Raw genomic sequence first — 24959 nt, 5'->3', positions numbered from 1 at the left:
TCCAACATGGTGTCACGAGGCCGTCATGGCGGACGCATAGATTCATTCGGCATCGAGGAGAATCGGTGCTGAATCGCTTAAAAAAATAAGCTGGGAGATAAAGAAGATGAATCGGGCCACCCTGAATATTGACCATCTCGAGCGTACTGCCGAGAATGACCGCCTCAGGCGTGCCTTGGCAGCACGCCTCGACAGGGCGTTCAAACGGGCCGGCATCAGTTCTGCGCGCGCAGCGAAGTGGCTGGGCGTGAGTGAATACGACGTGCAATACTGGCGACGTGGAATCACCGTCCCGCCGCTGAACGCCTGTATGCGTCTCGCCACCGTCCTCAATCTCGACGTTCACTGGCTTTGCACAGGGCAGACTCAGGTCGCCTGATGTGCACTGTATTGAAATTGCAGTGAATGGAGTCGGTGTCACGCGGGCCCTCCTCACACGTTCTGATGCGCACACCTCAGTCGGCATCGCTTTCGAAATGACACCGCTGTGCGCATTTCTGATGCGACACAGCAGGTGTTTCCGCAGAACCTAGGGGTATCGATGTGAAGTCAGCTGAACCAAACGGGGCGTTCGAGGAGCCGCCGCGCCTGAATGAATACGAGATGGAGTTGGCGCGCGGCGCCTCGCATATCGCGAGCATGATGTACGAGGAAAGCATGCTTGCGGCGGTCAGGGAAACCATTCTGGAGTTCGAGGCCAGGCACGGACGCGACGACATGAAGGCATTTGCAGGGGCCCTTCGCAGAAGACTGGAGCAGCGCGGGAAGCCGGCTGCGGCGAAGGTGCTACAGGACTTTATCGAGTGCGGCCGTTTGCCGGAGGGGGTACCCAGCGCGGCACCCGGACCTGTGTCTGCTCGCAAACCCGTCGCCCGGAAGCGAAAAAGCACGGACTCACAGAAGGCGAAGGCGTGCGAATCAGCGTAAGCCGCATGCATGCACGCGAACCACAAGTTTGAATCCTTAACCGCAACAGCAACCGAGGGTAGAACATGTCAAAGCGAATCGCTTACGTAACGGGCGGTATGGGTGGAATTGGTACGGCGATATGTCAGCGGCTTCACAAGGACGGACTAACGGTCGTGGCCGGATGCGGACCCAACTCACCACGGCGGGAGCGGTGGCTGGCCGAGCAGACCGCCCTTGGATTCTCGTTCATTGCTTCGGAGGGCAATGTCGCCGACTGGGAGTCCACAGAAGCCGCTTTCGCCAAGGTGAAGAAAGAGGTCGGTGAGATTGACGTGCTGGTGAACAATGCCGGCATTACGCGAGACGGCGTGTTTCGCAAGATGTCGCGTGAGAACTGGAACGATGTCATCGACACGAACCTGACGAGCCTGTTCAACGTGACCAAGCAGGTCATCGAGGGGATGGTCAGCAGGGAGTGGGGGCGAATCATCAACATCTCATCCGTGAATGGCCAGAAGGGGCAGTTCGGCCAGACGAACTACTCGACTGCCAAGGCGGGTATTCACGGCTTCACGATGTCGCTTGCCCAGGAAGTGGCAACGAAGGGCATTACCGTGAATACGGTTTCACCGGGATACATTGGCACGGATATGGTTCGTGCCGTACGTCCTGAAGTACTGGATGCAATCGTCCAGAGCATCCCGGTTCGCCGTCTCGGAGAGGCCTCGGAGATTGCCTCGATTGTTTCGTGGCTTGCCGGCAACGAATCGGCCTTTGCGACGGGTGCAGACTTCTCACTGAACGGTGGGCTCCATATGAGTTGAGGCCTGCGCGACGCCAGTGCATGTGAGCAACTGAAAGCACCGTAGTCGCACACAAGGACGGATGACGATGGGTGCAAAGCCTCGCGACGCGTTTGCTGGTAACGGGGCGTCCGCGATGCGATGCGGCCATAAACCGCATCGACTCTCATCGGCGTCTTTCGGGGAAAAGTGGCGTTCGCGTTTTCACGGGATGCATAGTGGTCTCCGGCACAAGCTTGCCAACATGAGCTGTGTCGTCCGGGTCGCTTTAAACGGGTTAAGCGTCTTTTATTTCATCGTTTGGACCGTCAAACAGCGCCACGCTTGCGGCGGCATTACACGACGCGGCGGTTGATAGCGGTCCGCCACACAGTGACATCAAGCGAACGCTCGTTCGACGTGGGCGCGACAGTCGTTCGCACATCGATGACGCTATCCGTGAATTCCGGGCGCTGAGGCCAACTATCCGAAGATTCTATGGAGTTGACAATGGCCACAAGCCGCAAGTCTGCATTGAAGAGAATCAACCAGTCGGAAATTCCCGGGACGGGCGACAAACTCGGACCCGCACTCGCGCCGGTTGCCACCGCCTTTGCAGAGGAGCTCGCGGCCCTGTTGGCAGCCGTCCTGGATGGTCGAAAGAAACGAACGCTCGACCGACTGTCGCAGGCTCTCAGCGACGCCGTTCCCGAGTTACTCCGACGTGCGGTTGAGCAGGAATTGCTCGCAGGAGGAGAGGCGGATTCAGAACGTTGCGCGATGCTCGTCGCCGCACTACATGCGGGTGCGACGCCTGCGCCCCGAATATCCTGCAGGAAAATGCCGGGAGCCGATGCAGACCGGAGCACAGACCGGATGTTGACACAGTCGGTTCCGTAGTTCCTGAGCATCTCGCCCGGGCAGGTAAATGTTAACGCCGACATGATATTGACGAGGGAGCTGACTCTCGACTGACCAGCCTGTCAGTCGAAAAGACTCTTGCAGCCTCGACCTGCGGCCCGGTCTGACGGGGCAGCCGAGTTTCGGCATGCGAGCCAAACTGGGCTCAGCGACACGGCGAGACCACGCTAGTGCAGCTGTGCTGTTTGGGGCAACCCCAACCTTGTCGGAACATGTCCATGCACGCAGGCACTCAAGCCGCTCGATGGCCAATGCATGATTTGTGACGGCCCTCAGATTCCGATTTTGCCGGCTCGCGTGGGGGCGGTTCTTATCGTTGCCTTGACCCCTCGTTACGCCGCGAACGTTCGTCACGTATCCCGAGAACAGCTTGAGCGCGACGCGCTGGGAAGTAGCCAGAACTGAAGAACGAGATGCCACTGACCCGGTAGTCTGGTGGTCGACACGCACGAACGCCAACCAGGACAGTTGGTTATACCCTGCGTTACCCGTTGGGAATCTTTCATCGGAAGCGGGTGGCGGCAGGCGGCCTCAGGCAAAGCCCCGGTCAGCAAAGTCAGCTGCGTTCAGCACGACGGGCTCGTGTTGCGCAGTCAGCATCTTTCGTTCGGCGACGGCCGCGATTCGTTTGCTTCCGTCGGCGAATGCCTTCAGGAGCCGTGCGTCGTCAGCGTCAGCGGGCGCCCAGAAATACTGGACCAGGGCTTGTCGCGTAATGGCGCATTCGACGGTACGTCGATGCGAAGAAATGCGAAAGACAACGGTTGCCTTGTTGGCGGAAACAGACGGTTCGTCGTGTGCAGTATCCATGTTGCGAAGGGCGCGCTGAGGGTTTATTGGAGCGGCTAAGTAGTGGCTAGGGTAATACGTATCGGATTCCATTTTGAGCCTGTCCCTCGAGCGACTCCGTGGAAAGTCGTACTGCGTCTGCACCGTCACAGTGACGCTGCGCCGAAAGCCGGTTTACGCCCCCTTCAGAGTGTGCAAGTATCGTTAGCGGCGCTCGCATGCGAACGGTACGGTCGCGCCGCAGCGCGGATTTCGGATACCGTCGCTACCTTACAATGGTGAGGATACTGTGACCTGGAAGTTCTGGAAGACAGAGAAGCGTCCCGCTGCTGCGACGTCCAACCGGCCGACCGATACGCACGAAGCACTGCGGCTCCTGTTAGGCATGCTCATGCGCGCCGACTCGCCGCCGTTTTCGACCTGGAAGGCGCCAGGCATTGTATTCGCATCGACCGTTGATACCTCCGCACAAAGTGGTGCAAAAGGGCATCAACTCGCGCTCTGGTTTTGGCTCTTCGCAGAAAAGCATGGCGTTATCGCAGCAAAAATGGCGCGCGACTCGTTCTGCCTGCTTGCCGACGAGGCGAAGCCGTCGACGGGGGACGTTCTCGACAACCTCCTCGAACTGGAGAATCGTCTCGTTCACTCGTTCGAGGCCACACCGGTCGAGCAGCGCAGCATCAAACAGGACGGCCAGTCGGTCGACCTGCCTATGGAGTTTTTTCTGGCAACGGGCTTCTTAAGGCAGGCACCGGACTCTCCCTATTTTGTGCAAGGCAGTGCCGACCTCGAGGGCAATGACTTCAAACTTGCGGACTGCCTTCGCTACGCCACGGAGCAAGCTCTGGCGGTTTTCAGGCCCATGATTGAGGTGGTTGCGTTCGACCCGCATTCCCTGCCGAGCTGGAAATGGAGCGCTCAGCCCGGCGCGCTCGAACGGCATCTGCAGCGACGCTACAACAATCCTCTGTTTCCGCTGCATCGTCGGGTGGTCACTTCCAACGATGTGTACGAAGCCCGTCTCGCCGATAACCAGGCACTTGTGGACATTCGCCTGGAGCTTGCCGAGGTTGCTCGTGCGTTCTCTAATAAAGGCGAACTACCTTCTGACTGGCAACCGTTTCTCAACGACCTTCGGGAGCGCCTGGACAAGCTGGAGGACCGTCGCATTGTCGCGGGTGGGCCGAGCGCGGCACTCGCCGGCGCAATTGCCGAACTTCGCGGCGACGTCATTGCCGTATGGCGTAACGCCATTCAAAAGAACCGGCCGAGCCTTGCCGCTCTGGAGCAGGCGGAAGCACGTCGTGCTGAACGACATGCTGCGCTGTATGCTTCCGACTGGATGTCTCAGCTATTGAGTCACGCCTCGCAGATACCTCCCGAAGAAGTTGTCCCGTCCATGCTGAGCGAGCCACCTGCCGAACTTGAAAAAGCCGTGAGCACCCTTCAGGCGAATCCGCAACTGCACGACACGCTCGCGAACTGCCGGTCGGCTGGCCACAGGCTTGTGGCAGAAGTTCGGGCGTCCGGTCACGCCATCGCAGATATCGACGAGAAGCTACGCATCCTGGGTGGCGCGCCCGGGCAGGTGCCAGCCTGAGTTATCGCCCAGACAAGGCTGAATCGGCTGCAGTCAGGTCGGCGAGAGACGCTTATGCAGCTGCGCTCGCATTTCTTCGCGGCAGCGCGCTTGATGAGTCGCAGCGCGAAATCCTCGCAAGCGCGCTGAATCAGGCGGTGGCGGCACGCCAGGGCGCCAGACCCATAGGCAGTGGCAAGCTGCTGAAGCTTTTCCAAGGGCTACGAGGGCGACGCCATCGCGGGCACACTATGGCGTCCGAACTTCCGGGCGTCGTCCAATTGGCAAGGTGGGTGAGGGAGGTCAGGGCAATTCGTCGTGCCCGTCGTGTCGCAATTGTGGTCGGCCCCGGGTCTTGGGCAATTTTCCGTCAATGACCACGGTGTTCGCCATGAGGTCATGCAATCCCTGCCCGCGCGGGTTGAACAGCACCCAGAGAAATCCGGCGCCGCAGGTCGCGAAACAGACCAGGTAACCCAACGTTCGCATCGCGGCTTGTCTCGCCGTCATCGGCTCTGCTGTATCGGCATCAACAATGCGCAGACCCAATGCTCGTTTGCCCGGGGAAGTGCCCCAGATGGTCCACATGACACCGGTCACGACCACCGGAATGCATTGAGCAACTGCCGACCAGAGCAGGATAGACGGGCCGGCCCGTGCTGGCGCACTCAGCAGGTCTTCCGTCAACGGACCAAGAGGGACGAAAAGCACGAGCACAGTCCACCAAATGCTATCAATAAACAGCGCGCGGGCCCGGCGGGAATAGGTGGCGTATTGCATCACGGTTTCAGGATGGCAGGCGGAGCGTGATTTTCACCAATACATCATGCCTAGAAAGAAGGGTTATCGACAGTACCGGTCGGAGCCGGCGGCTCGTCGGCAACGTGCTCCGGCAGCTTCCGCGTTCGCGATAGCACTCTCGCTCGAGTCCCTCTATTGCCAAGTCAGTGCGTCGGTCAGCACCATCGGCGGCCAGGTTCACGACGATATACACCATCGAGTTGCGGAAATGACCTCGGCTCGGGATGTCAGACATGACTTGGTGCAGTGGGAGTCGAAGCAGGCCAACGGTAACACGCCGCTGAAGAATCACGCGACATCGGCGCAGCCATAATCCGTGTGCGTCAACTCATCTTGATGTCGGTCCGCGTAATTTGTAGCACCCTCTCGGGCGCAGAAAAAAGCGGACCGAAATCTATCAAGAGGATTACCGGAATCACAAGGGCCAGTACCCATCCACTGTTGATGAGAATGCCAATACCTACATACAGCAGCGTCAACGACACGTATGGCGGATTGCGGGAGAACCGGTAAGGTCAATCTGTTATCCGAGACGCAGCAGGCTTTCTCGAGTCGAAAGGAGTGGCAGCTCGACGAAAGCGCATGAGGACGGGCGGCATTATCAAAACACTGACGACAATAAAAAATCGACGCAATCACATACTTTGACGGAGCTCCGGGAATCGGAACGGAGCCATAGCAGATACTCAAGTGCGATTCCTATCGCGAGCGTTGCCAGGTAAAACACCGGAGCTGGAACACAAATGCCAGGCCCTGCCGCCGTTGCTTCCGGGCTCATGGTTCTCTCTGTCTGCCGTGCGGCCGAAGTATTAGCGGGTGTCTGCTGGTGGCATGCGGCGAGGATTTTCGTTTTCAGCCGACCACGTTGAGACCATTGCTGGCATCGCCCAGGATGTCCATCCGTGTCTGGGCGTTCCGCTGTCCCTGGTCCTCGAAACAGTTGTTAACGTGAGTCCTTGCAACGTGCGCAGGACACCCTGAACTGGTTTCACCAGTTCACTCAGTTCGGTTCGCCTGCAAGGGTCGCGCTGGACAGTGGCGGTCCACGGCGCGGCTCCTACGCGGCGCCTAATCGATTTTAGTCACTACGGAAGCCGTCCTTTTGAGTCATCTTCGTTCCTGTCGGCCTCGGATTCTTCATCTTCTATCTGGGCCCGGGCTTGCTCCCAATACTCGTCGGCGCGTCCCTCTGGGCCGCCGTCGTTTTCCCAAAGTTCATAGGCCCGCACACGAATCTTCTCTTCCCGCGAAGCGTTATCCATCGCATGATTCTCCAGTAAATTCTTCACCAGCAGCCACTCATGAAGTCGCGCGGCCTACCGTTTCGACGACGGAAGGCGACAGCGTCGACGCGAGAGCGGAAAGACCCAGGCCGGCGAGCGTACCGAAGCAATTGGCATTCGAGTCATGCGTGGTGACGGCGCCGCACGCGCTTCGTGTTGACGTCGAATTGCGGCGCTTACTGGCGGGTGCCACTTTATCGCCAGGCGCTCTTGCTCGACTCCGCCTTGAAGTACGATGCCTGACGAACCGGGCGCCGTAGGCTGCAAAGAGGCAGACTGTCTATTAGACCGGCTTGATGTTTGCCGCTTGCTTGCCCTTCGGACCCGTCTTTACGTCAAAGCTGACCTTTTGATTCTCTTGCAATGACTTGAAGCCCTCTGCCTTGATTTCCGAGAAGTGGGCGAACAGGTCTTCGCCGCCGTCGTCCGGCGTGATAAAGCCGAAGCCCTTGGCGTCGTTGAACCACTTCACTGTTCCAGTTGCCATCATTCATTTCCAACAAAATTTGAAGAGCGCGCTTAGTTCGGTACGCCTGAGTCTTATATATACGTTGCAACAGCGGGAGTTACTGCCTGGCGCTCAACGACAGTACTTGAACCGCTTTCCAAGTCAGACAGTGAAGTTGTAGCCTACTGCAGGACACGGGTCAATCCAGGTAAAACGCCCTGTCGGACTACGCGATATTGCGCCGGTACGCGGGCGCGGGCGTGCCGTGACGGCTCAGATAGTTTTCTAACCGAGAAGGCTGCGGCGTCTGTGGACTGACATTGCGGACCGGTATCGCCAGCGGGCGCCTTAAAATGATGGCCGAACCAGTCGACCCGGGTCCATCAAGACCGGAGCAGCCAAGCCGCTCTGCATCAACTAGACGACCCGCCAGACCTTGTAGCCCGGCGCTCCCTTCGTGGCCAGTCAGTACCGCGATTCCTGCCACAAGCGGAGCACAGTTGCCGCTTCCTCGGCGCACTACCGGTCCTCTCGTCGCCTGTGTCCTGTATCGCGGAAAGTGCGTCGCAAATGGGTGATGCATTCGGAGGTGGCGGCTTATAGTAGAAACACGGCCGCGTCAGTGGCCAGGCGCCCCTTCTGTCTCGGGACAAAACATGTTTGACGGGGAAACGTACGATGGCAAACTCCGCTGATTTGGGTCACGCGACGCAAGTGCATACGCCAGCGTCACTGCAGGCGCTTGCCGACTATCTCGAGCTGGCGCTCGACGATGGTGAGAGCGTGGTCGTAATGCGGCACGGCACAACAGGCCGCCGTGCCGCGATAGCCAGGCAACAGGACAGAAATAGCCTCGCGCAACGGACCGCACACCTTTGCGAGCCTGTTCGCCATGGTGGCGCGATGCCCTCGCTGCTACGTCACCTTGCCTTGACGCCCGTGTCGGCGCGCGGGACACTCAACGCGAGTCGTTGTGCGGCCGACGTCTCGCGCGGCGCTGAGTAACCCAGACCTCTGAGATTTCACTCTGACGGAGCACGTCGAACGCCGACTGGAACATAGGCCGCGAAGGGAGAAACCCCGTGGCGTTTGCACTGTCGTTTTCACAACTGTTTTCAGACTCGGTCGGCGAAAGTCATTTTGCGTCGGTTAGCATCGAACTGGTCACCCGCAACTTCGCGCCCCCCGCAGAATCCTTTGACGTGTCGGATTTCGCGGCGGCGAGCCGCTACGGATTTGTGCGCCTGCCCAGCGGATGGGTCGGCGACCTGCATCCTTCGCCCATGTGCCTGTGGGTATTTTTTCTCAGCGGGGAGATTGAATTCGAGGCCAGTGACGGCGAGCGGCGTCGCGTCGCGGCAGGAGGCGCGATACTGCTTGAAGACTCGACGGGCAAGGGGCATCAGAGTCGTGTCATCGGCGATGGGCCAGCGCTTCTTGCCGTGGTTCAGCTGTGACGTCGTGGTTCCCTTTGGCTGGGGCGCGAGCCCGAGCCGTCGCCGTCAAGTCGTGCTCGAGAAGGTGTAAGTCCATGCCGTGGATGCGCCTTGTATCCCACGGTCGAGCCGCCCTGAACCGGGCCAGGGCCACTTCGGACACGTGCGCGACCCCGCATGAACCTGAAGCGCCGTTTGCCTGTCAGCAGCGCGGGACACGGCGAACGAAGTCACCGATATCTTGTCGACCGGGAGGTTGTGATTTTTGCGCCGAATTGAGTCGCGCGCGTCCGTACTATCGGGGAGAAGGAGCATGGCCGTCGATTGCCGGTTGGCGTCAATAGCGGCGTCGCGACTCCCCTTAACAGGGTCGAGACTATAGAGGGAACTGCTCAACATCGAGGATGCGCCATGCATGCAGCAAAAGGCAGCGACCGTCCGACACTCGGCTTCGGCGCATCCCTCGGACAGGACCTGTCTAACGTCGTGATGCTGACGAGATAGTGAGCTTGCGCGGGGCCTCAGCCGTGATTGTGGCCGCGACGCACAGCCTGTGGCCCGGAAACGACCGTTTCTATGTGCTACGAGCCCCGGAGAACCTCTGCGAGGTCATCAAGCGACAGCGGCTTGACGAGATAACAATCGAATGCGCCTTCGACGTCTCCGAGTCTGCTAGCCGCATCAGCGTAGCCCGTCAGTGCCACCAGTTTTGTCTCAGGGCATTGCTCATGTTCACGAAGCAGACGGGCCAGTTCCCGACCATCCATGCCGGGCATGCCGATATCAATCAGGGCAACGTCCGGAGTGAACGAATCAACCATGGACAGTGCTTCCGGTCCGCTCTGTGCCCGTTTCACTTCGTGACCTTCGAGTGCCAGCAACGTCGCCAGCGCCTCAGTGGCGTCAGCGTTGTCGTCCACCAGCAGGATGCGCGCCGGCGTCGTCCCGTGGCTCGTAGCATTGGACGGCTCGACCGGAGTCCTGCAGACAATGGGTAGTCGGACTGTTACCTCGGTACCCTTGCCGTCGCCCTCACTCGAAAGGGTGATGAGGCCGTTGTGTGCGTTCACCAGATACTTCACGACAGACAATCCGACGCCCAACCCTCCTTCTGCACGCGTCCGGACCGCTGCAGACTGGGCAAACATATCAAAGACATGCGGCAGGAATGCTGGCGAGATGCCAACGCCGCTGTCGCGAACCGTGACAACGGCTTCACGGGGCGTCGCATCGTGCGTCGGTATCGTGCCGGGGTCCGGCGCTTCCACCGACAGGGTTATGGTGCCACCGGGGGGCGTGTATTTCACCGCATTCGACAACAGGTTCGAGATGACCTGGGTCAGGCGGGCCTGGTCAGCATAAACGGTGACCGGATATGCCGGAACGGTCACATGCAACTCGTGTTGACGTCCGTCAGCGTCCAACCTTACAGTGGCCAGCGCGTCTTTCACGATGTCCGCCAGCAAGCTGTATGAGTGCCGCACTGACAACTTGCCGTGCCTGATTCGGGAAGCATCGAGCAGGTCGCTCACCAGACGCTTCAATTGCCGCACCTGCCGGTTCGCGACCGCCAGGGCCGATAACACGGCCGGGCTGTCGGCCGCGAGTTTCTGCGCTGCCGCCAATGCGCCATCAATCGGGGCGATTGGATTACGCAGCTCGTGCCCCAGCATCGCGATGAAATCGTCCTTGTGCGCCTCAGCCTTCGCCAGTGCATTCCTCGCCGCTTCCGCCTCCTCTGCCCGAGCCTCCGCGTCGGCCTTCGCTTGTGTGACAGTCAGCGCAGCGCACGTGAAGTTCGCGAGGCTCGTCAGGATTCTGCGATGTTCGGCGTCGAAGCGGTGGTGCTCGTCATGAGACATCACCCACAGGGTACCCCACGGTTCAGGCGTACCTGGAATCGGCACGACCAGTTCTTCAACGACCTCGGGAACGGCGCTGCTCAAACAGGCGACGTGGCGCTCTGGAAAACTGAATAGTTGGGCTGCGCCCATCTCGAGGGTGACACCCTCCGGACTGTCTTCGAACAGGGTTACCTTGTCCGCAAGAGCCGCGCAGCGGCCCGAAAGCGCGACCCAGCGAAACGCGGGGGTCCGGTCGGCGTTGCGTTCGAGCAGGCTGATGCCGGCGCTACCGGAGCCGCACAGCTCCCGAGCCGTATCGGCCAGAGTCTGCAGCACGGCGCTGTCTGACGCGGTGAGCGCCTGTGCGAGTCGGTGCAAGGCGTGACTTTCTGCGGCAAAGTCGGGTACGCGATGGAGACGCTCGTCGAGTACCGTTGTGATTAACGTGCCTGCGCGCTCTGCGCGGTCCGCCGCAGGTGCCGCAGACGGTCCGGCCATGGTCAACTCCGGGTTGTAATTCATACGATTGACGTGCGAAAGAATTGCCGTGTCGAATGAATTGTAGTTCTTGCTGCACACGGAAGCTGACGCTCTTGGCGCCGGCGCTGGCAGTTCCGGACCTGGAACGTTCAGTGCTTGTCTCATTGGTTGTCCTTTCATGACGGACACGGCGACTGGATTGGCAACGATACTTTTTGTTGATGATGACCCGAATATCCTGCGCCCGCTTCAAATGCTGTTTGAGCGGGAAGGATACCGCGTGCTCACTGCACAAGATGGGGAAGCAGCACTCGCCACGGCTGCCCTCGAAAGGCCAAATGTCGTCGTGACCGACTGGATGATGCCGCGCGTCGATGGCGTCGAACTGTGCCGACGGTTGAAGTCGGACACGGCAATGGCCGACATTCCCGTGGTCATGCTGTCGGCCGCATTACCGCCTCATCCGACAGAGCCGCTGTGGGATGTACTTTTGCAGAAGCCGACGTCGATAGCCCGAATGATGAGGGAGATTGATGCCCTTCTGGGACGGACGCAGTCAGAAGTGCGCGGCCGCGCGCACGGGCGGTGAAATCTTTGTCGACGTTGGGCCTTGGGGACTCGAGCTGGCTATCGGCGCGAAGCGCTTTGGCAGCCGGTCGCGGCGGTGCCAGAAAAAGACATGCCATCGGCAGCGCGAGCTGAAGACGAAAAGCCCGACCTTGGTACGCCCTCCGAAGCTGAAGACATCATCGGCGACTACCGCTCGATGGAGCAGACGCTCGGCGCGGACATGGCGTGGCCGGGCTTGTCCGGTGGTGGCCACATCGCAGTGTGGCCAAGCTCGTTACCTCGCGCGCCGTGCGACCACGCGGGTTCAGCGTTCCTTCAAATTATTGCTTTGCCGGCTTCACCGCCTTCGCCGCTTTCTCGACTGCCTGCTCCGCCGCTTCGGTCACCTTCGATGCGGCTTCCGTTGCGGCGCTCAGGTTACTTTGCGCGACATCGACTGCCTGCTTCGTGGCATTTTGGATGGTTTCGTAGGCGGTGTTGGCGAGCGAAGAACATTGTTGCAGAAATGTGGTTGCGGCTTCGGAACCGACCGGAGCGTTCTTCGCGGCATTCTCGACGAACCGTTGAACCTGGCGGTTGACCTCCTGGTACCGGGCATTGACGACCTCTGCCAGCTGCGTTTGCGTGGTCGACGCAATCTCGGCAACCTGACGCTCGTACGTCAGGACCTTCTCCGCCGAGGGCAGCGCCAGCGCGTTTTGCAAGCCAGTAACCTCCTGTCCGTCCTTTTTCGTCAACCCGTCCTGCATGCGTTGGTACCAGTCTGCAAGCGTCGTTTTCGCCATATCCAGATTCAGTCTGACGAGCTTTTCCTCGCCTTCCAGCATTTTGCCGGCCAGGCCAAAGAAGAAGTCAAGATTTGCTTGCTGGGTTCCAGCAGCTTGTTCCTGAAAATCACTCATGTTCGTCTCCTGAAGACGTATGTCCAATGTTCAGCATGTCGGGCAACGGTGACCAGGTGATGAAACGCGTCACCTGGATGCCACCGTGTCGACATACATTTTCGAAACAGTCTCCGCAGGCGTATCGGTCTCAGCAGCGACTGCCTGTACAGCTTCCTCGGCGTTGGGCTGCGGGAAGGTGCTCCGCGAGCGTCGACAGATGCAGGAGCTGCAGACGACGAAGATTCCATTACAGGACGGTGGCGGTTGGGATGCCAATTGAATCGGCCTATCACGGGGCACTTTGTGAGGAAGCATTGTTCTTTCGCCGCTACTGGATTCGTCTGCGCCCTCATTGCGATGGCGCTTCCGCCCGGCGGTCATCATCGCGATGCGTGACGAAGTCGCGGAACAGCACGCCCTTTTTTTCCAGGCAAGCCCTATCCTGCCAGTGGAACTTCCCGGACCCGATGGAGACAAAAACGGGTGCCGCCGGACAGGAGTGGACCTTCAGGCGAGTATTCCGACGGATTCTTCGCCGGGTGAGCGTTTTGATTGCGCTCCCACTTCACTCGAAGAAAGCGGCGGAGCGACCTCTGGCCGTGAACACGATAGCAGAAACGGCACCCGGGTCAATTGCCACCGACTGAACGTTAGCTCATTGCGGAGCGGAGACGACATGCGCAAGGGGCGTTTCGATGCAGTGGAGTTCACGCGAACGACACGCCTGCCCGAGCGCTAGTATTCGACCGCAAGCATCAGCTTTGGCGCCGCGTCATACATTCATAGCTTCAGACACATAGGTTTGGTCGGGCTGGAGTCACATGGAGCATTGCACACCATGAATCGTCGCCTGAATTTGGATGCACATCTGGAGAGGACTCTCAGAAACTACAGTTCCAGGCGGGCCTTCGCAGCACGGCTGGATATGACCATCAAGCGCGCAAAGGTTACTTCCGGTCGGGTGGCCAGGTCGCTCGGCGTACCGGAACGCGACGTGACCCTTTGGCGCGCCGGAGTTACCGTTCCGAAGAGTACGGATTGTGCACGCCTTTCTGAACTTCTCCACGTGGACGTCTCGTGGCTATGCGCAGATGAAGCGTAGGTCACAGCATGATATGACAGTTCTCATCGGTCGCGAGCTTGCACGTGGTTCGGCTTGTCGCGACTCAACGGCGCGTCGGTCGGGTCGCGTGCCGGGCCCTTGCCATTGGCCGGCATCACGGTCGAAATGGCATGCTTGAAAACAAGTTGCACGCCTGCGCCAGACTCCAACAGCACTGCAAACTGGTCAAAGCCGGCCAGTTGACCACTCAGTCTGATGCCGTTCACGAGGAACACGTTTACGGTGGTCTTGTCCTTGACGAGCGTCTGCAGAAAATCGTCTTGTACGCATGGGCGTGCAGTCATGTTCTGAGGTCAATGAGATAGGTCCTTCGATTGTAGCGGCGATACCTGAAGCCGCGAGCCAGTCCAGAGGAAGTGTGTTACCGCGACTCGAGGGCGTCGAGGCGTGCCTGCTCCGTATCGTTCGGATGCAGGTGGCGGTATGCGTCGAACAATTGTGAGCACAGGGTTGCCAATGCAGTGAGATTCACAGCCTGGTCTGCATACTCGACCTCGCCTGCGTTAAGGATGTCGTCGAGGACGGGAGCCAGGCGACGCAGTTGCCGGAAAGTGGCGGCGTCAAGTTTCATATCGGAACTCCTCAGCGGGCAGAGCTCACCCCCTAAGCTGACTGGCTCAAGGCGCTGCCCGGCCCCGCCAACTTGCGGGCGCCCCAACAGTTCAGTTAAGCACCCGCTTCGGCCTCCGAAGGAGACGAATCTCCGTTGACGGCTCATGTGACTCGCGGTGCTGGACGTCGGGTGGCAAGGCGGCCTCCGTGGCGCCTTCCGCTGCTGCCAGGCGCATTGTATTCCGGGTCGCGACCGCCCTCAGCACCGCGCAGGTGCGGGCGCGGTTGAGGCCACCCAATGTCCTTTCGGCACGTCGAGTTCTGGCTCTCATCGGTGTCCTCCTGCCGCGGTGCACAGCGAACCTGAGAAACTACTTGAATACTAGACTGCAAGGCCTCTAGGAGCAAGGAAACTGACAGTCCGCAGTGTGGGGCTGCCGACACTCGATAACGGCTGCTGGCCGAGCTGTAATTGTGCACTGCACAGCACGAAAGAAGTGTTACACATTGTCAAACCACACTGAGAGGGTATTCGCTTAAGTGAATGCCCTGCGAGACACCCATGGACACTCCCATCCTGCTGGACCGCAACGGATTGCTTGCCGCATGGCATCGCCTTGTCGCGACAGCGCAACATGCCGTGCGCGACCGGTACGAGTTGAACGGGTTCGGCGAGGTGGTGGCGAATGGTTGCCCGTCGGGGACGCGCCAGCTGGCCTTCACAGACATTTACTGTCAGCTGGCCGACCAGATGGGGCACCTTGCCGCCATGTCAGTGCCCGTTGTGACGCCATCGTTTGGTATCCGGGTCCCGGACGTGGTATGGATGGCGCCCGAAAAATGGGAAGGTCTTGACGGTGATACCCCCGTGCCGTTTGTACCCGACCTTTGTGTTGAGGTGCTTCTCGACAGTGACAGGACGCTTGACCTCGACCGGCGGGTCACAAGCTACCTGGAAGGCGGTGCCCGCGAAGTCATTGTTGTGGGCCAGCGCGGGCAGATTGAAATTTGGGGACCAGAGGGTCTGCGGCAAGCTTCCATGTTGGGGGTAGCGCTACCGCTTGACCGGATGTACTTCGAAGAAAGCGACGTAGCCGCCGCGTTGTCTGCTCGTTGCTGAGTGAACGCAACAGCTCGAAGTCGGTCGTGAGCGCTGTCATCGTTACGCCGACCGCGCATGTCGGACTCCCGCTACGTCAGCGTTGGATTTCGAGGTCTCTGCCACTACGCGGTTGACTGCCTTTCGCCGGTATTTCGGTTTTCCAGGAGTGCAAAGAAAGACGGACGGGGCGGTTGCTACCCGCACGCGAAGGCGCTGCTGACCTCGGCCCGAGCCCACGAAGGAAGAAGCGCTCGCGGCCGCGCAGGTGGATGGCGAGTGCATTGTGGCCGGCGATTTAGCAAGCCCGAAGTCGTAGCAGCGCGCGAACTTGAGCCTGGCGTTCGCAAGAGGCGTCAGCTGGCTACTTTGGCGAATCCTCGTCGAGCAACTCTTCGTCGTCCGACTGAAGAATGGGAGTGGGCGGGTCGGAAGTTGGCGGCGTGCCATCGGGAACCGCAGCTCCGTCTGGCTTGTTGACAGCACCATTTTCATGGTCCGCGTCGCGCAGATGCTCCTTTCCTCGACTTCTCATCAGAGTCTCCTTAACAGAGGTAGTGCGGGGCGAATCGAATGCAATACGCACGGGAGGCCGGCCGCACCGCGCTCCGGAACCGCCGCGGAATTCGACCGCCAGCCGCCCCCCTGACGTTGCTAAATGTCGGTCGTGCGTCCTTCGCTGACATCACGGGTAGCGGTCCAATACGGTTCGCGGTTGTAATAGTTATGGACCGTGGTGCCCCACTTTTCGTCCGCCATCGAAGGCCAGTGGTCCTTGTCGAACCCGGGCTCATCCTTGAGTCGCTGGGCCGGGATGTCTACGACGAAACACTTGTCGATTGCATCCAGTGTCAGAGCGCTCCACGGGATTGCGTGCAGCGTATCACCGATGCCGAGGAATCCCCCGGTCGAGAGGACTGCATAGGCAATGCGTCCGCTCCGTACATCTAGCATGATGTCTGATATCTTGCCCACGTGTTCGCCGTCGGATGACATGACTTTGTCGCCATTGAGCGTCGTCGCTGCCATCACCTCCGGTCCGGGCCCCGCGCCGACGGTGCTGCCAACGATTTTCGCGCCGGTACCGAACGGATGCATCTGCGGGTCAGGCGTAGTCATGATTTGCTCCGGGTGAAGATAACACCGTATGACAAGCAAGCCACGTGCCCGATGACGCCAGTGGATTTACCGGGCAGACGGGGTGCGTTTCGCCTTCCGATGCCCGATACGAGCGGTCGCTGATGGCGAACGTCTGGGCGCCGGTTCCTGCCGAGGGCCTCAGTTTTGGGGCACGGCCGCCGACGCATTCAGGCCGTCTGCAAATCCGCTACGGCCAACACTTCGAACAGATTGGCTGCCATCGGGACATTGCGCGGTCCGAAGGGAATGAGCGTCTCGATAAATCCCTTAGCCGTTTAGCCAGGAACGAGCTCACAGTTGCGTCAAAACTTTCCGGGTCGATGGGTTTGCGCAGAAAGGCGTTCCAGAGTTTTACGTCTCGTTCCGGAGGAGCCCGGGCGGAAACCATCACCACGGGAATCTGGGCAAGCGCCGGATAGAGCTTCAGACGTTCGCACAGTTCGACCCCGCTCATCCCGGGCATCTCCCAGTCGGTAACAATCAGTTCCGGAACGTGGCGGGCAGCCTTTCGCAGCGCCACGTCCCCATCTTCTGCAAAGAGCACGTGATGGCCATGCTCTTCCAGAAGAAGCTGAAGTACCCACAGGTTATCCGACTCATCGTCGACAAGCAGGACTGTTGACATGACGAGATGCGACACAGGACGTTTACGGAGGAGCCGCAACAACCGTGCCGAAGTCCTCCAGCCGCAGACCCCGGCGACGGCCGTGATAGTGGCGTTAATGGTGCAGGGTACACATACATAATTGTTAAATCGCAACGGAAGGGTATACGCTTAAGTAACTTCCCGGGGAGAAGCTTATGGACGCGCCCCACTTTCCTGGACCGCAACGGATTGGTCGCCGCGTGGCGTCGTCTGACCAGAAGGTTTCGACCGCGATGACCCCGTGCCGTTCGTGCCCGACCTCTGTGTTGAGGTGCTTCTCGACAGGGACGGGCCGCAGGTCATCGACCGGAGGGTCGGAGCTTATCTGGAAGGGGGCGCCAGCGAAGTCATTGTCGGGGGTCGGCGCGGACAGGTTGAATTTTGGGGGCCGTTGGGCCAGCGGCAGGCCTCGATGTTTGGCATATCGCTACCGCCTGGTTGTATGTATTTCGAAGCGCGCGGTGACCCCGCAGCTGAAAGGCCCCGAGGTCCATCCCGTTGACATCAGCGATGGCGCCGCCCGACAGGCCTGCAGATGGAAAACCCGACATCTTCCGCCGTGTCGAAATGCTCGCCTTTACAGCGTGGGCAATCGCTCAAAGTAGTCAAAGCGGGCAAACGGCGGCGGCACCTCGGTCACTTCAAGCTCGTCGACCAGCGCTGCGGACATGCCGTCGTTTAGCCAGGCGCACATGTTGGCAAGCTGTTCCGGCGAACCCTGCAGCATCACCTCCACCGAACCGTCCATGCGGTTACGTACCCAGCCGGTGACGCCTACCGCCCGGGCCTGACGTACGCACGCTTCCCGGTAGCCAATGCCCTGCACCTGACCACGCACCTGCACCAGCCGAGTCTCAAGCGCCTCATCTTCGTCGTCAGCGTCCATGCGAAGTCCTTGAAAGAATGACGAGGTGTGTCTCACTATCTCTTCAGCGAGACCACGGCTGGCACAGCGGCCAAATTCGCAGCGTCGTGAGGCGAGCGGTGTTTCCTAAAACCTCTCCACCCATGGTCGGAGTTCCACCTCCCACGTCCACGCACTGCGGTGCTGACGATGAACGTGAAGGTATTCCCGCGCTATCGCGTCAGGGTTCAACCATTTGTCGTCCGTGCCGCCATCGTCTGATTGTGCCCAGCTACTGGCAATGCCGCCGTCAATCACAAAATGCGCAACGTGGATATTCCTTGGGGCAAGCTCTCGCGCCATACACTGGGCCATTCCCCGCAGGGCGAATTTTCCCATGGCAAACGGTGTCGAACCGGCTAGCCCTTTCACACTTGCCGTAGCACCGGTCAGCAGGATGGTGCCGTGGCCGCGGGCCAGCATGCGCACGGCTGCGGCTTGCGCGACGAGAAAGCCGCCGAATGCGGTGACCCTAACGGCAGCTTCAAGTCTCTCTGCCTCGATGGCTTCAACTGCCGCGCGATAGCGGCCACTCGCGTTGTAGACAACGAGGTCGGGGACGCCAAAGGCGCGCTCTATCTGGTCAAAGAGTGCTGCAACCTCGTCCGGGCGACTGGCGTCGCAGCCCACGGCCACGCCACGCGTCTCGTCGACCAGGTCGGCGAGCTTGCTCGTTTCGCGGGCGGCGAGCGCAACCTGCATACCCTCCGCCGCAAACAGGCGAGCAAGGGAGGCGCTCAATCCCTTTCCTGCACCCACAATCAGCGCTGTCTCGGTTCGATTCACGGTTCCTCCGAATTCAACAGGGACTAGAGTAGCTACGTATGCCGTGCCGTCAGTCCGTTTCCGCGCATCCTAACTATTTAGCGGAGGGGATTGCGGGATGGACGCTTCGTCATATTGTCCGCCGGCAACATGCCCGGCAAGGCCTCCACAAAGAAATCTGCTTGCAATGCAGCCCCAGCCTGCACGTCGTACTGTGCAAAGTCGCGCACACCGGCTGCCAGCAGAACCTCGTCGTCGAGGAAGAAGTTTCCCGAACACTCCTTGGCCTGGCGCGTCAGGATATAGTGGGCCGCGTCGGCAACTATCTCAGGCTTGCGACACGCTGCAATCATGTCCTTACCACCAATCTCATTTCGCACAGCCGCGGTCGCGATAGCTGTTCGAGGCCACAGCGAATTGACTGCGACACCTCGGTCTTTGAACTCCCCGGCAAGCGCTAATGTGAACAGGCTCATCGTGTATTTTGCAATGGTGTATGCCGGAAAGTCGCTAAACCATTTTGCGTCGTGGACCAACGGAGGTGACAGCGTGAGGATGTGCGGGTTCGGCGAATTGAGGAGATGCGGCAGGCACGCTTGCGCGCACACGAACGTGCCTCTGCCATTGACCCCATGCATCAGGTCGTACCGTTTGACGGGTGTGTCTAGCGTGCCAGTCAGTCGAATGGCGCTGGCATTGTTCACGAGGATATCGATGCCACCGAACAACTCAACGGTCTCGGCAACCGCGGCTTTCACGCGTTCTTCGTCGCGAATATCCACAACAAGCGGGAGCGCCCTGCCGCCAGCAGCTTCAACAGCTGCAGCCGCCGTGTGAATCGTACCCTCGAGACGTGGGTCTGGGTCGGCGGTCTTTGCGGCAATCACGACATTCGCGCCGTCGCGTGCGGCTCTGAGTGCAATGGCGAGTCCGATGCCGCGACTGCCACCGGACATGAATATGGTCTTGCCGGCAAGGCTCATAGTTGTCTCCTGAACACTCCCTGTAGCATACGCTGCTGCCGTCATCACGCCGTTGCCGATGTAGACGTCACTCGTGAAGCGGATGGCGTACGTTACTCATCTCGTCGTGAGCCGCAGTCGCTGAACCCGTCGTTCGCGCGTGGCTTCCTTCGCTTGTGTTTTGTATGGTGCAACTGGCGACCTTGCGAAGCGCAAGACGCTGCCAGCACGCTATGAGGCGCATCGCGCAGACTCGTTGCCCGCGGCAGGAGTAAGTATTGGCGTGGTACGCAGACGACTTGACGCCAGTGCTAACTGCGACTGGCAGCGACCCTGCAGATTGGTGAGCGAGTCCACGTCGCCAGCGACTCTCTGACGGCGTCGTATTCATCGTGAAAGCCGACATGACCGGCGGTGCGCTGCGTTGACTGCATCTACGGGGGCCTCGGGTAGCTGGATGCCTGGGCGACAGGTGTGTCGCCGGTTCCGATGGCAGTGCGAGCGACCAGGCGCGACTGTCGCCCCTGATTTGCCGATTGTCGATTCCGCTGTCAATCACGACCTTTGCGTTCTATAACATAAACGCAGCAGCGGTCTTATTGGTCAATGGGCGTACAACGTCCTGTCACCAGCGCACTTATTGCGCATCCTTCTGCCCCGCCCGGTACCAGCCTCGCGTCATTACCCAGGTAGTCATCGAATAAGTCCGGCTTTGAGCACAAACGGTGCAACAAGCCCACTTCGCATTTGCTCGGCTAAACGGCGTCGGAGACGACGCTGTATGGCATTTGGTGGAGCGAAAGCAAGAATCAGCAAGGAGCGAGAAAAGGTCTGATGCAACCATCGCGCGCTCCTGGGGATGCCAATCCCCTTGTTATTCCGGGGTCGTGGTATTCGCAACCCGTTGATGAAAAAGAGGTGACGAGATGAAAGTGCAACTTTTAGCTGTAGTCAGTGCGGTATCCCTGCTCGCTGCGACCGGCGCCGCCCACTCGCAGCAAATGCAACCGTCGGGTACAACTGACCCGTCGTCTGCCCAGCAGCCCATGACAACTGCTCAGCCGGCCACGACTATGGACCGCACCCCTGACCTGGGATACGGACCCCAGCCCGGCGGAAGCAGCGGCAGCGGCAAAGCCAGAAACGGTGCCTCGTGCACGGTGGGCCTGTCCTGCGATATCTATCAGGGCAGCTAGCACGCTTGAGGTCGCCGATGCCAGCTTGACCCGCATGCGGAAATTTGGATGACCACCTTGATTGGCCGCGAGTCGTTGTTGCTCGAGTCTCGTTTTAAGCGGTAGGTGGGTCAGCCGAGGCCTCAGTGCGACGTTTTTTTGGGCAATTAAGTCAGAACGCAGCCGGGGAGTGTCATGCCGCGGCTTATCGTCCGACCGCTTTGCCCGTGACGTGATAGTCCCAGGAGACCGTATTTGAAATAGCGGTTCTGGTGGTCGGTTCAAGAAACCAAACCAATCGAACTTTGTGGAGTACATGGATATGAAACCGCTCAAAGTCGCGGCAACTATCACCGCCGTTCTCGCATTCGGATATGCCCACGCGCAAAATATGGCGCCTGCAACGCAGCCCACAAATCCCACCGTGTCTTCGACAGACTCGTTGGGTGGTGTGCCCGCCACGAGGAGTGACGCTGGCGCTCCAACGGGAAAGACCCGAGCCCAGGTCAAGCAGGAGTTGCTGCAAGCGCGCAAATCGGGCGAACTCGACCGCATAAACGCGGAGTATGGGGGTCAATAAGCACGGTGCCTGCTCGCACTGGTCGGGTTTGAGGCGTCCCATCCCGGGGTCGTCAACTTTCATATGCGGTCTGGAAAGGGTCAGGGATGCTGCGCGACAATGCGGACGATGGGCGCGAAAGCGAAGACCCGGATGCGAGGTGGTGCTGTTGGACGTGTACCCAGCAATCTGCACGGTCAGGCTCCCGGTTAGGGAGCGTTACGCGGCAGGTTGCCGGGAGCGCGGATAGCGTCCGGAACGCTTTCATATGTTCGCCGACTTTGAGTTGGTCTGTTCTTTCGTTCGCTCTTGCTCGCCTTCTGTCATCGAAAGGGTCGCTGTGCAAATTGATGATTAGCTGGTCGTGGGGAACCTACCAGGAGCCATGCAATGGATAACGATTCGCGGGAAGAGAAGATTCGTGTAAGGGCCTATCAGCTCTGGGAAAAAGACGGCAGCCCGGAGGGACGCGCCGACGAGTATTGGGAACAGGCGCGGTTTCAGATAGATGAGGAAGAATCAGAAGCCGACGGCAACGGAGACGGCCCGAAGGGCCGGCTGCCAGGGTGACGAAAACCGGCTAGGGGCTGAGGCGTCGCCACGCCGTTGAGTGCGTGGCCGAGCCATAACTCAAGCCATTACATTAGTATTGCTTGGCGAACTGCACGGCGGCACGGTGCTTGCGCGGTATTCTTTCGTTGCCGCTGCGTGCGACCGCGGCGACAGTTTAGCCAGGCGCCTATACCCAAGCTTCGCGTGACGCGGAATCTCGGCGCTCGCTGCCGGGCGGCGCTCTGGGGCTGACTCCGCCCTGAAAATACGATGCCCAACGGACCGGGAATCGTGGGCCACCAAGACGCAGATTTATTCCTAGACCGGTTTGATATTCGCGGCCTGCTTGCCCTTCGGCCCCATCTTCACGTCGAAGCTGCCCTTCTGATTCTCTTGCAGCGACTTGAACCCTTCTGCGCTGATTTCCGAGAAGTGGGCAAACAGGTCGTCCCCGCCGTCGTCCGGCGTGATAAATCCGAAGCCCTTCGCATCGTTTGAATCCCGAGCGCCGGGAGTGAGCGCGGCAAACTCGTGACCGTCATCAAAAGGTGGCGGCGGACACCTGCACGAGAGGGGGCTCTGCAGTTGACTTCCGCCTGTTGGCAGTGGGCGGGAACACGCTCCACCTGCCGTCATCGTTCCTGAAGAAGAACAACGCGCGCGCTCCGGCTGGTGACGACGTTTCGACGCACACGTAGCGTCTCCCATTCCCTGCGGTGCGACTGAATCTGGTTACATGAACGTGCATCGTGGGAGCCGGTGCGAGCCACTTTTCGACCTGACAACGCAGGGACTGCTCGTTCGTGTTTTTCATGTTCCGCTCCAGCAGGTTTTCCGTTCAGGTAACGGGACGGTTTCTCACCGTTCATCTCCTTAACGCCGCAGACGCCCGCAATGTTGACCAGGGATTTGTGATTTCTGAAACCGGATATTTCGAGGTGAGTGGGCCTCAGAGAATCGCCAGGAGCTGGACGGCCGACGGCACAGTCCGGCTCGTACCCTGACCATCGAAATCCGCGCGCCCGCGTTGCCTGAGGGCGACTCCTGTCGCCTCGCCATGCATCGGCAGTTCCGGGTTGCTAATAAATCGACAGGATGGACGCCTTGTCAGACAGGTCCGCGGAGAAGTCCGAGTTCTTGCCGCTCGAGGCAACGCGAACACCGTGCCTCTCACAGCGCTGCGCGACTGGCAAGCTAGAATTGTGCTTCGACTTAGGTAGAGAGAAATGAGCAGATGAATGATGCATTCGAGCGCCGTGCCTTGTTGCTTCACCTTGGTGACGTACTGGAGGTCGTGCACCTCCTCCTGAAATGTGGTGACGGCCACAAGACCGTACGCGAACTGGCCGCAACGAATGACTCGCTTGCAGGGTTCCCGCTCCTCGGACAGGTATCGCCGCGCATGACAGCAGAACAGTTCGTTCGGCACGGGACCGAGGCCTTCTTTGCGTGGCCACGCGAACTGCTCGAGCCCGAGCTGAATCGCAAGAATCTTGCTTCCACTGTTCGACGGACCTTGTTCGCGGACGACGCAGCGGGATGGGGTGCGTACGTCGCTGCGTTGCGCAGTGAAGTTCGGTGGTTCGGCGTGGGCCTGCCGTCGTTGAAAGCCGGCGAGGGCGTGCGCCCGGATTCGACCGATGGCAACCCCGATAGCTTGCAGGCGGACGACGTTCCGGGCGCTGATGATGTCGAGCGCAACGGCGGACAAACCGAGGAGCACCGGGAGAGCATTGATAGCAGTGGGCGAGTCTACCCATCCTGGCCATGGAAGCCAGATGCGTAAGTTGTGAGAGCGGCGTGAAGGTAGATGAGCGCTGACCGCAGTTAGTGCGTTTAAATGTCCTTCTCGTTAACGGAAGCGTTGCAACTCGGGGTCCGTGACTGCCTGTTCGGCATGTTCAGGATTTTCGGCAGTTGGCTCAACGTCGGCATGCCCTGGATGGCGACATACGCGCCGGACGCGTCCTTGTAGAGAACAGTCGGCGTGCCCGAAAAGCCCATATCGGCCATCAGCTTGCCATTGGCATCAATCTTTGCCTCTGCGGCAACCGACACGGGGATGGGGTCAATACCGATTGGATTCGTTCTCTTCCACGTAGGTGCTTTCGCCGTGGCGCAGCATTCGCTTGCTGGAACGCGACCGGCAGCCAGCGCACTTGCAGGCCGGCCGCTTCGTAGGGCTGCAGGGCGGGATGATGTAGCCGGTCAGGCCGCCTGCAGCCGGAAAGGTCTTCTCCAACTTCATGCCCGCGCTCAGCGCCTTGACCAGTGCCTTCGGCAGGTTGTCGGTGTGTTCTGGGTCGACGCGTCGGATGCCTGTGCGAAACTCGTCGAGGCCGAAAGCGCGAGAACTGCCGTAGCCATTGAGAGCGCGAATTTTTTCATTGATTTCATCGTAGCTGATTGCTGACTTCGGCGCCGCTGGAGGCCGGCGCCATCATAAAGATTGTTGTGCTCAGAGTAGCGACGGCTATGTAGCCCAGAGCCGTCCCTCAAGAAAGGTGCCTGAGCCCGACGCGCCAGCAATCTCCCTCTCAGGGCTTAAGTCCAGCTTAATTCCGCCGATAATTTCTTCACGGAAAACTCTGGCGAAGGCCCGAACACGCGAAAGCGCAACATGAAAACGAAGTTAAAGCAGCAAGCGCCTATCGTAGGCGCGGAGCAGGAATAGCCGACATAGAGTTCCTCACTGAGGGTCCTGGTGACCTGCAGGTTATAGCGAGGGCTGTCTCCGACAGACTCAAAAATGCTCG

At 59.7% G+C, this 24959-nt stretch carries 29 protein-coding genes and 2 pseudogenes; 12 read left to right on the top strand and 19 right to left on the bottom strand.

Annotated elements, in window-relative coordinates:
- The first annotated feature begins 106 nt into the window (after positions 1 to 106).
- The 4 genes from B0G77_RS10770 to B0G77_RS10755 all read left to right on the top strand — a co-directional run bounded on the left by B0G77_RS10770 (position 107) and on the right by B0G77_RS10755 (position 2591).
- Positions 107 to 379, top strand: coding sequence for a helix-turn-helix transcriptional regulator (locus B0G77_RS10770; RefSeq protein WP_166656094.1), 273 nt, complete (start codon positions 107 to 109; stop codon positions 377 to 379).
- Between the two features lie 164 nt (positions 380 to 543).
- Positions 544 to 927, top strand: coding sequence for a hypothetical protein (locus tag B0G77_RS10765; RefSeq protein ID WP_133662117.1), 384 nt, complete (start codon positions 544 to 546; stop codon positions 925 to 927).
- 65 nt (positions 928 to 992) lie between these two features.
- Complete coding sequence (locus tag B0G77_RS10760) at positions 993 to 1733, top strand: 3-ketoacyl-ACP reductase (RefSeq protein ID WP_133662116.1); 741 nt, start codon at positions 993 to 995, stop codon at positions 1731 to 1733.
- Between the two features lie 468 nt (positions 1734 to 2201).
- Positions 2202 to 2591 (top strand): hypothetical protein, encoded by a 390-nt coding sequence (locus B0G77_RS10755; RefSeq protein ID WP_133662115.1) that lies wholly within the window; start codon positions 2202 to 2204, stop codon positions 2589 to 2591.
- Between the two features lie 552 nt (positions 2592 to 3143).
- On the opposite strand, the gene B0G77_RS10750 is transcribed toward B0G77_RS10755, so the two are convergent.
- Positions 3144 to 3494: a DUF1488 family protein gene (locus B0G77_RS10750; protein ID WP_243750965.1), complete on the bottom strand. Its 351-nt coding sequence runs from the start codon at positions 3492 to 3494 to the stop codon at positions 3144 to 3146.
- Positions 3495 to 3690: 196 nt separating this feature from the next.
- On the opposite strand from B0G77_RS10750, the gene B0G77_RS10745 reads away from it, so the two are divergent.
- The gene (locus B0G77_RS10745) at positions 3691 to 5001 is read left to right on the top strand and encodes a tryptophan leader peptide (RefSeq protein WP_133662114.1); all 1311 of its coding nucleotides are present in this window, start codon (positions 3691 to 3693) and stop codon (positions 4999 to 5001) included.
- A gap of 282 nt (positions 5002 to 5283) precedes the next feature.
- Here the strand turns inward: B0G77_RS10745 and B0G77_RS10740 are convergent, their stop codons facing one another.
- From B0G77_RS10740 to B0G77_RS43135, 4 genes are all read right to left on the bottom strand, one after another.
- Positions 5284 to 5760: an RDD family protein gene (locus B0G77_RS10740; protein ID WP_133662113.1), complete on the bottom strand. Its 477-nt coding sequence runs from the start codon at positions 5758 to 5760 to the stop codon at positions 5284 to 5286.
- Positions 5761 to 6866: 1106 nt separating this feature from the next.
- The gene (locus B0G77_RS10730; protein WP_243750964.1) at positions 6867 to 7070 is read right to left on the bottom strand and encodes a DUF2934 domain-containing protein; all 204 of its coding nucleotides are present in this window, start codon (positions 7068 to 7070) and stop codon (positions 6867 to 6869) included.
- A gap of 277 nt (positions 7071 to 7347) precedes the next feature.
- Positions 7348 to 7551, bottom strand: coding sequence for a cold-shock protein (locus B0G77_RS10725; RefSeq protein ID WP_133662111.1), 204 nt, complete (start codon positions 7549 to 7551; stop codon positions 7348 to 7350).
- 690 nt (positions 7552 to 8241) lie between these two features.
- Positions 8242 to 8406: a hypothetical protein gene (locus tag B0G77_RS43135; RefSeq protein ID WP_166656140.1), complete on the bottom strand. Its 165-nt coding sequence runs from the start codon at positions 8404 to 8406 to the stop codon at positions 8242 to 8244.
- Between the two features lie 188 nt (positions 8407 to 8594).
- Here B0G77_RS43135 and B0G77_RS10715 point away from each other — a divergent pair, with 188 nt between their 5' ends.
- Positions 8595 to 8969, top strand: a complete 375-nt coding sequence (locus B0G77_RS10715; RefSeq protein ID WP_133662109.1) for a cupin domain-containing protein — start codon at positions 8595 to 8597, stop codon at positions 8967 to 8969.
- A gap of 560 nt (positions 8970 to 9529) precedes the next feature.
- On the opposite strand, the gene B0G77_RS10710 is transcribed toward B0G77_RS10715, so the two are convergent.
- Positions 9530 to 11290, bottom strand: a complete 1761-nt coding sequence (locus tag B0G77_RS10710) for a hybrid sensor histidine kinase/response regulator (protein ID WP_133662108.1) — start codon at positions 11288 to 11290, stop codon at positions 9530 to 9532.
- Positions 11291 to 11471: 181 nt separating this feature from the next.
- Here B0G77_RS10710 and B0G77_RS10705 point away from each other — a divergent pair, with 181 nt between their 5' ends.
- The gene (locus B0G77_RS10705; protein ID WP_243750963.1) at positions 11472 to 11861 is read left to right on the top strand and encodes a response regulator; all 390 of its coding nucleotides are present in this window, start codon (positions 11472 to 11474) and stop codon (positions 11859 to 11861) included.
- 301 nt (positions 11862 to 12162) lie between these two features.
- On the opposite strand, the gene phaP is transcribed toward B0G77_RS10705, so the two are convergent.
- The 4 genes from phaP to B0G77_RS10680 form a co-directional block, all read right to left on the bottom strand.
- The gene (gene phaP / locus B0G77_RS10700; RefSeq protein WP_133662106.1) at positions 12163 to 12744 is read right to left on the bottom strand and encodes a TIGR01841 family phasin; all 582 of its coding nucleotides are present in this window, start codon (positions 12742 to 12744) and stop codon (positions 12163 to 12165) included.
- A gap of 69 nt (positions 12745 to 12813) precedes the next feature.
- On the bottom strand, positions 12814 to 13041 hold the full coding sequence (locus tag B0G77_RS10695) for a DUF3562 domain-containing protein (RefSeq protein WP_133662105.1): 228 nt from the start codon (positions 13039 to 13041) through the stop codon (positions 12814 to 12816).
- A gap of 810 nt (positions 13042 to 13851) precedes the next feature.
- Positions 13852 to 14133 (bottom strand): RNA chaperone Hfq, encoded by a 282-nt coding sequence (gene hfq, locus B0G77_RS10685; protein WP_133662103.1) that lies wholly within the window; start codon positions 14131 to 14133, stop codon positions 13852 to 13854.
- 77 nt (positions 14134 to 14210) lie between these two features.
- A complete protein-coding gene (locus B0G77_RS10680) occupies positions 14211 to 14420 on the bottom strand; it encodes a hypothetical protein (protein ID WP_133662102.1) in 210 nt (69 codons plus the stop codon).
- A gap of 543 nt (positions 14421 to 14963) precedes the next feature.
- Here B0G77_RS10680 and B0G77_RS10675 point away from each other — a divergent pair.
- Entirely contained in the window at positions 14964 to 15521 is a 558-nt protein-coding gene (locus B0G77_RS10675) for a Uma2 family endonuclease (protein WP_133662101.1), read from the top strand.
- A gap of 343 nt (positions 15522 to 15864) precedes the next feature.
- On the opposite strand, the gene B0G77_RS43130 is transcribed toward B0G77_RS10675, so the two are convergent.
- The 6 genes from B0G77_RS43130 to B0G77_RS10645 form a co-directional block, all read right to left on the bottom strand.
- Complete coding sequence (locus B0G77_RS43130; RefSeq protein WP_166656139.1) at positions 15865 to 16035, bottom strand: hypothetical protein; 171 nt, start codon at positions 16033 to 16035, stop codon at positions 15865 to 15867.
- Between the two features lie 119 nt (positions 16036 to 16154).
- Positions 16155 to 16619 carry a PRC-barrel domain-containing protein gene (locus tag B0G77_RS10665; protein WP_133662100.1) on the bottom strand — a complete coding sequence of 155 codons (465 nt, stop codon included), beginning with the start codon at positions 16617 to 16619 and terminating at the stop codon, positions 16155 to 16157.
- A gap of 208 nt (positions 16620 to 16827) precedes the next feature.
- Positions 16828 to 17265, bottom strand: coding sequence for a response regulator (locus B0G77_RS10660; RefSeq protein WP_133662099.1), 438 nt, complete (start codon positions 17263 to 17265; stop codon positions 16828 to 16830).
- 598 nt (positions 17266 to 17863) lie between these two features.
- Entirely contained in the window at positions 17864 to 18172 is a 309-nt protein-coding gene (locus B0G77_RS10655) for an acylphosphatase (RefSeq protein WP_133662098.1), read from the bottom strand.
- A gap of 105 nt (positions 18173 to 18277) precedes the next feature.
- Positions 18278 to 18976, bottom strand: coding sequence for an SDR family NAD(P)-dependent oxidoreductase (locus B0G77_RS10650; protein ID WP_133662097.1), 699 nt, complete (start codon positions 18974 to 18976; stop codon positions 18278 to 18280).
- A gap of 77 nt (positions 18977 to 19053) precedes the next feature.
- A complete protein-coding gene (locus B0G77_RS10645) occupies positions 19054 to 19938 on the bottom strand; it encodes an NAD(P)-dependent oxidoreductase (RefSeq protein WP_133662096.1) in 885 nt (294 codons plus the stop codon).
- A gap of 139 nt (positions 19939 to 20077) precedes the next feature.
- Between B0G77_RS10645 and B0G77_RS44175 the strand changes: the two are divergent.
- The 3 genes and pseudogenes from B0G77_RS44175 to B0G77_RS10630 form a co-directional block, all read left to right on the top strand.
- A pseudogene (locus B0G77_RS44175) lies at positions 20078 to 20227 on the top strand (hypothetical protein); the annotation flags it as partial.
- 1181 nt (positions 20228 to 21408) lie between these two features.
- A complete protein-coding gene (locus tag B0G77_RS10635; RefSeq protein ID WP_347814156.1) occupies positions 21409 to 21672 on the top strand; it encodes a DUF4148 domain-containing protein in 264 nt (87 codons plus the stop codon).
- Positions 21673 to 22041: 369 nt separating this feature from the next.
- On the top strand, positions 22042 to 22221 hold the full coding sequence (locus tag B0G77_RS10630; RefSeq protein WP_133662093.1) for a DUF2934 domain-containing protein: 180 nt from the start codon (positions 22042 to 22044) through the stop codon (positions 22219 to 22221).
- 300 nt (positions 22222 to 22521) lie between these two features.
- Here the strand turns inward: B0G77_RS10630 and B0G77_RS10625 are convergent.
- A pseudogene (locus tag B0G77_RS10625) lies at positions 22522 to 22698 on the bottom strand (cold-shock protein); the annotation flags it as partial.
- Positions 22699 to 22744: 46 nt separating this feature from the next.
- A complete protein-coding gene (locus B0G77_RS44170) occupies positions 22745 to 23017 on the bottom strand; it encodes a hypothetical protein (RefSeq protein WP_133662092.1) in 273 nt (90 codons plus the stop codon).
- Positions 23018 to 23437: 420 nt separating this feature from the next.
- Here B0G77_RS44170 and B0G77_RS10615 point away from each other — a divergent pair, with 420 nt between their 5' ends.
- Complete coding sequence (locus B0G77_RS10615) at positions 23438 to 23989, top strand: hypothetical protein (RefSeq protein WP_133662091.1); 552 nt, start codon at positions 23438 to 23440, stop codon at positions 23987 to 23989.
- Positions 23990 to 24039: 50 nt separating this feature from the next.
- Here the strand turns inward: B0G77_RS10615 and B0G77_RS10610 are convergent, their stop codons facing one another.
- Complete coding sequence (locus tag B0G77_RS10610) at positions 24040 to 24261, bottom strand: hypothetical protein (RefSeq protein WP_133662090.1); 222 nt, start codon at positions 24259 to 24261, stop codon at positions 24040 to 24042.
- Between the last annotated feature and the right edge of the window lie 698 nt (positions 24262 to 24959).

This window comes from Paraburkholderia sp. BL10I2N1 (assembly GCF_004361815.1).
Taxonomy (GTDB): Bacteria; Pseudomonadota; Gammaproteobacteria; order Burkholderiales; family Burkholderiaceae; genus Paraburkholderia.
Note: the sequence above shows the minus strand (reverse complement) of the source record. Positions and strands in the feature narration are given on the sequence as shown.

Coding starts and splice junctions, on each gene's coding strand:
- B0G77_RS10770 (WP_166656094.1), top strand. CDS start 107: ATGAATCGGGCCACCCTGAATATTGACCATCTCGAGCGTACTGCCGAG.
- B0G77_RS10760 (WP_133662116.1), top strand. CDS start 993: ATGTCAAAGCGAATCGCTTACGTAACGGGCGGTATGGGTGGAATTGGT.
- B0G77_RS10755 (WP_133662115.1), top strand. CDS start 2,202: ATGGCCACAAGCCGCAAGTCTGCATTGAAGAGAATCAACCAGTCGGAA.
- B0G77_RS10750 (WP_243750965.1), bottom strand. CDS start 3,494: ATGGAATCCGATACGTATTACCCTAGCCACTACTTAGCCGCTCCAATA.
- B0G77_RS10740 (WP_133662113.1), bottom strand. CDS start 5,760: ATGCAATACGCCACCTATTCCCGCCGGGCCCGCGCGCTGTTTATTGAT.
- B0G77_RS10725 (WP_133662111.1), bottom strand. CDS start 7,551: ATGGCAACTGGAACAGTGAAGTGGTTCAACGACGCCAAGGGCTTCGGC.
- B0G77_RS43135 (WP_166656140.1), bottom strand. CDS start 8,406: ATGGCGAACAGGCTCGCAAAGGTGTGCGGTCCGTTGCGCGAGGCTATT.
- B0G77_RS10710 (WP_133662108.1), bottom strand. CDS start 11,290: ATGGCCGGACCGTCTGCGGCACCTGCGGCGGACCGCGCAGAGCGCGCA.
- phaP (WP_133662106.1), bottom strand. CDS start 12,744: ATGAGTGATTTTCAGGAACAAGCTGCTGGAACCCAGCAAGCAAATCTT.
- B0G77_RS10695 (WP_133662105.1), bottom strand. CDS start 13,041: ATGCTTCCTCACAAAGTGCCCCGTGATAGGCCGATTCAATTGGCATCC.
- hfq (WP_133662103.1), bottom strand. CDS start 14,133: ATGACTGCACGCCCATGCGTACAAGACGATTTTCTGCAGACGCTCGTC.
- B0G77_RS10680 (WP_133662102.1), bottom strand. CDS start 14,420: ATGAAACTTGACGCCGCCACTTTCCGGCAACTGCGTCGCCTGGCTCCC.
- B0G77_RS10675 (WP_133662101.1), top strand. CDS start 14,964: ATGGACACTCCCATCCTGCTGGACCGCAACGGATTGCTTGCCGCATGG.
- B0G77_RS43130 (WP_166656139.1), bottom strand. CDS start 16,035: ATGAGAAGTCGAGGAAAGGAGCATCTGCGCGACGCGGACCATGAAAAT.
- B0G77_RS10665 (WP_133662100.1), bottom strand. CDS start 16,619: ATGACTACGCCTGACCCGCAGATGCATCCGTTCGGTACCGGCGCGAAA.
- B0G77_RS10660 (WP_133662099.1), bottom strand. CDS start 17,265: ATGTCAACAGTCCTGCTTGTCGACGATGAGTCGGATAACCTGTGGGTA.
- B0G77_RS10655 (WP_133662098.1), bottom strand. CDS start 18,172: ATGGACGCTGACGACGAAGATGAGGCGCTTGAGACTCGGCTGGTGCAG.
- B0G77_RS10645 (WP_133662096.1), bottom strand. CDS start 19,938: ATGAGCCTTGCCGGCAAGACCATATTCATGTCCGGTGGCAGTCGCGGC.
- B0G77_RS10635 (WP_347814156.1), top strand. CDS start 21,409: ATGGATATGAAACCGCTCAAAGTCGCGGCAACTATCACCGCCGTTCTC.
- B0G77_RS10630 (WP_133662093.1), top strand. CDS start 22,042: ATGGATAACGATTCGCGGGAAGAGAAGATTCGTGTAAGGGCCTATCAG.
- B0G77_RS44170 (WP_133662092.1), bottom strand. CDS start 23,017: ATGAAAAACACGAACGAGCAGTCCCTGCGTTGTCAGGTCGAAAAGTGG.
- B0G77_RS10615 (WP_133662091.1), top strand. CDS start 23,438: ATGAATGATGCATTCGAGCGCCGTGCCTTGTTGCTTCACCTTGGTGAC.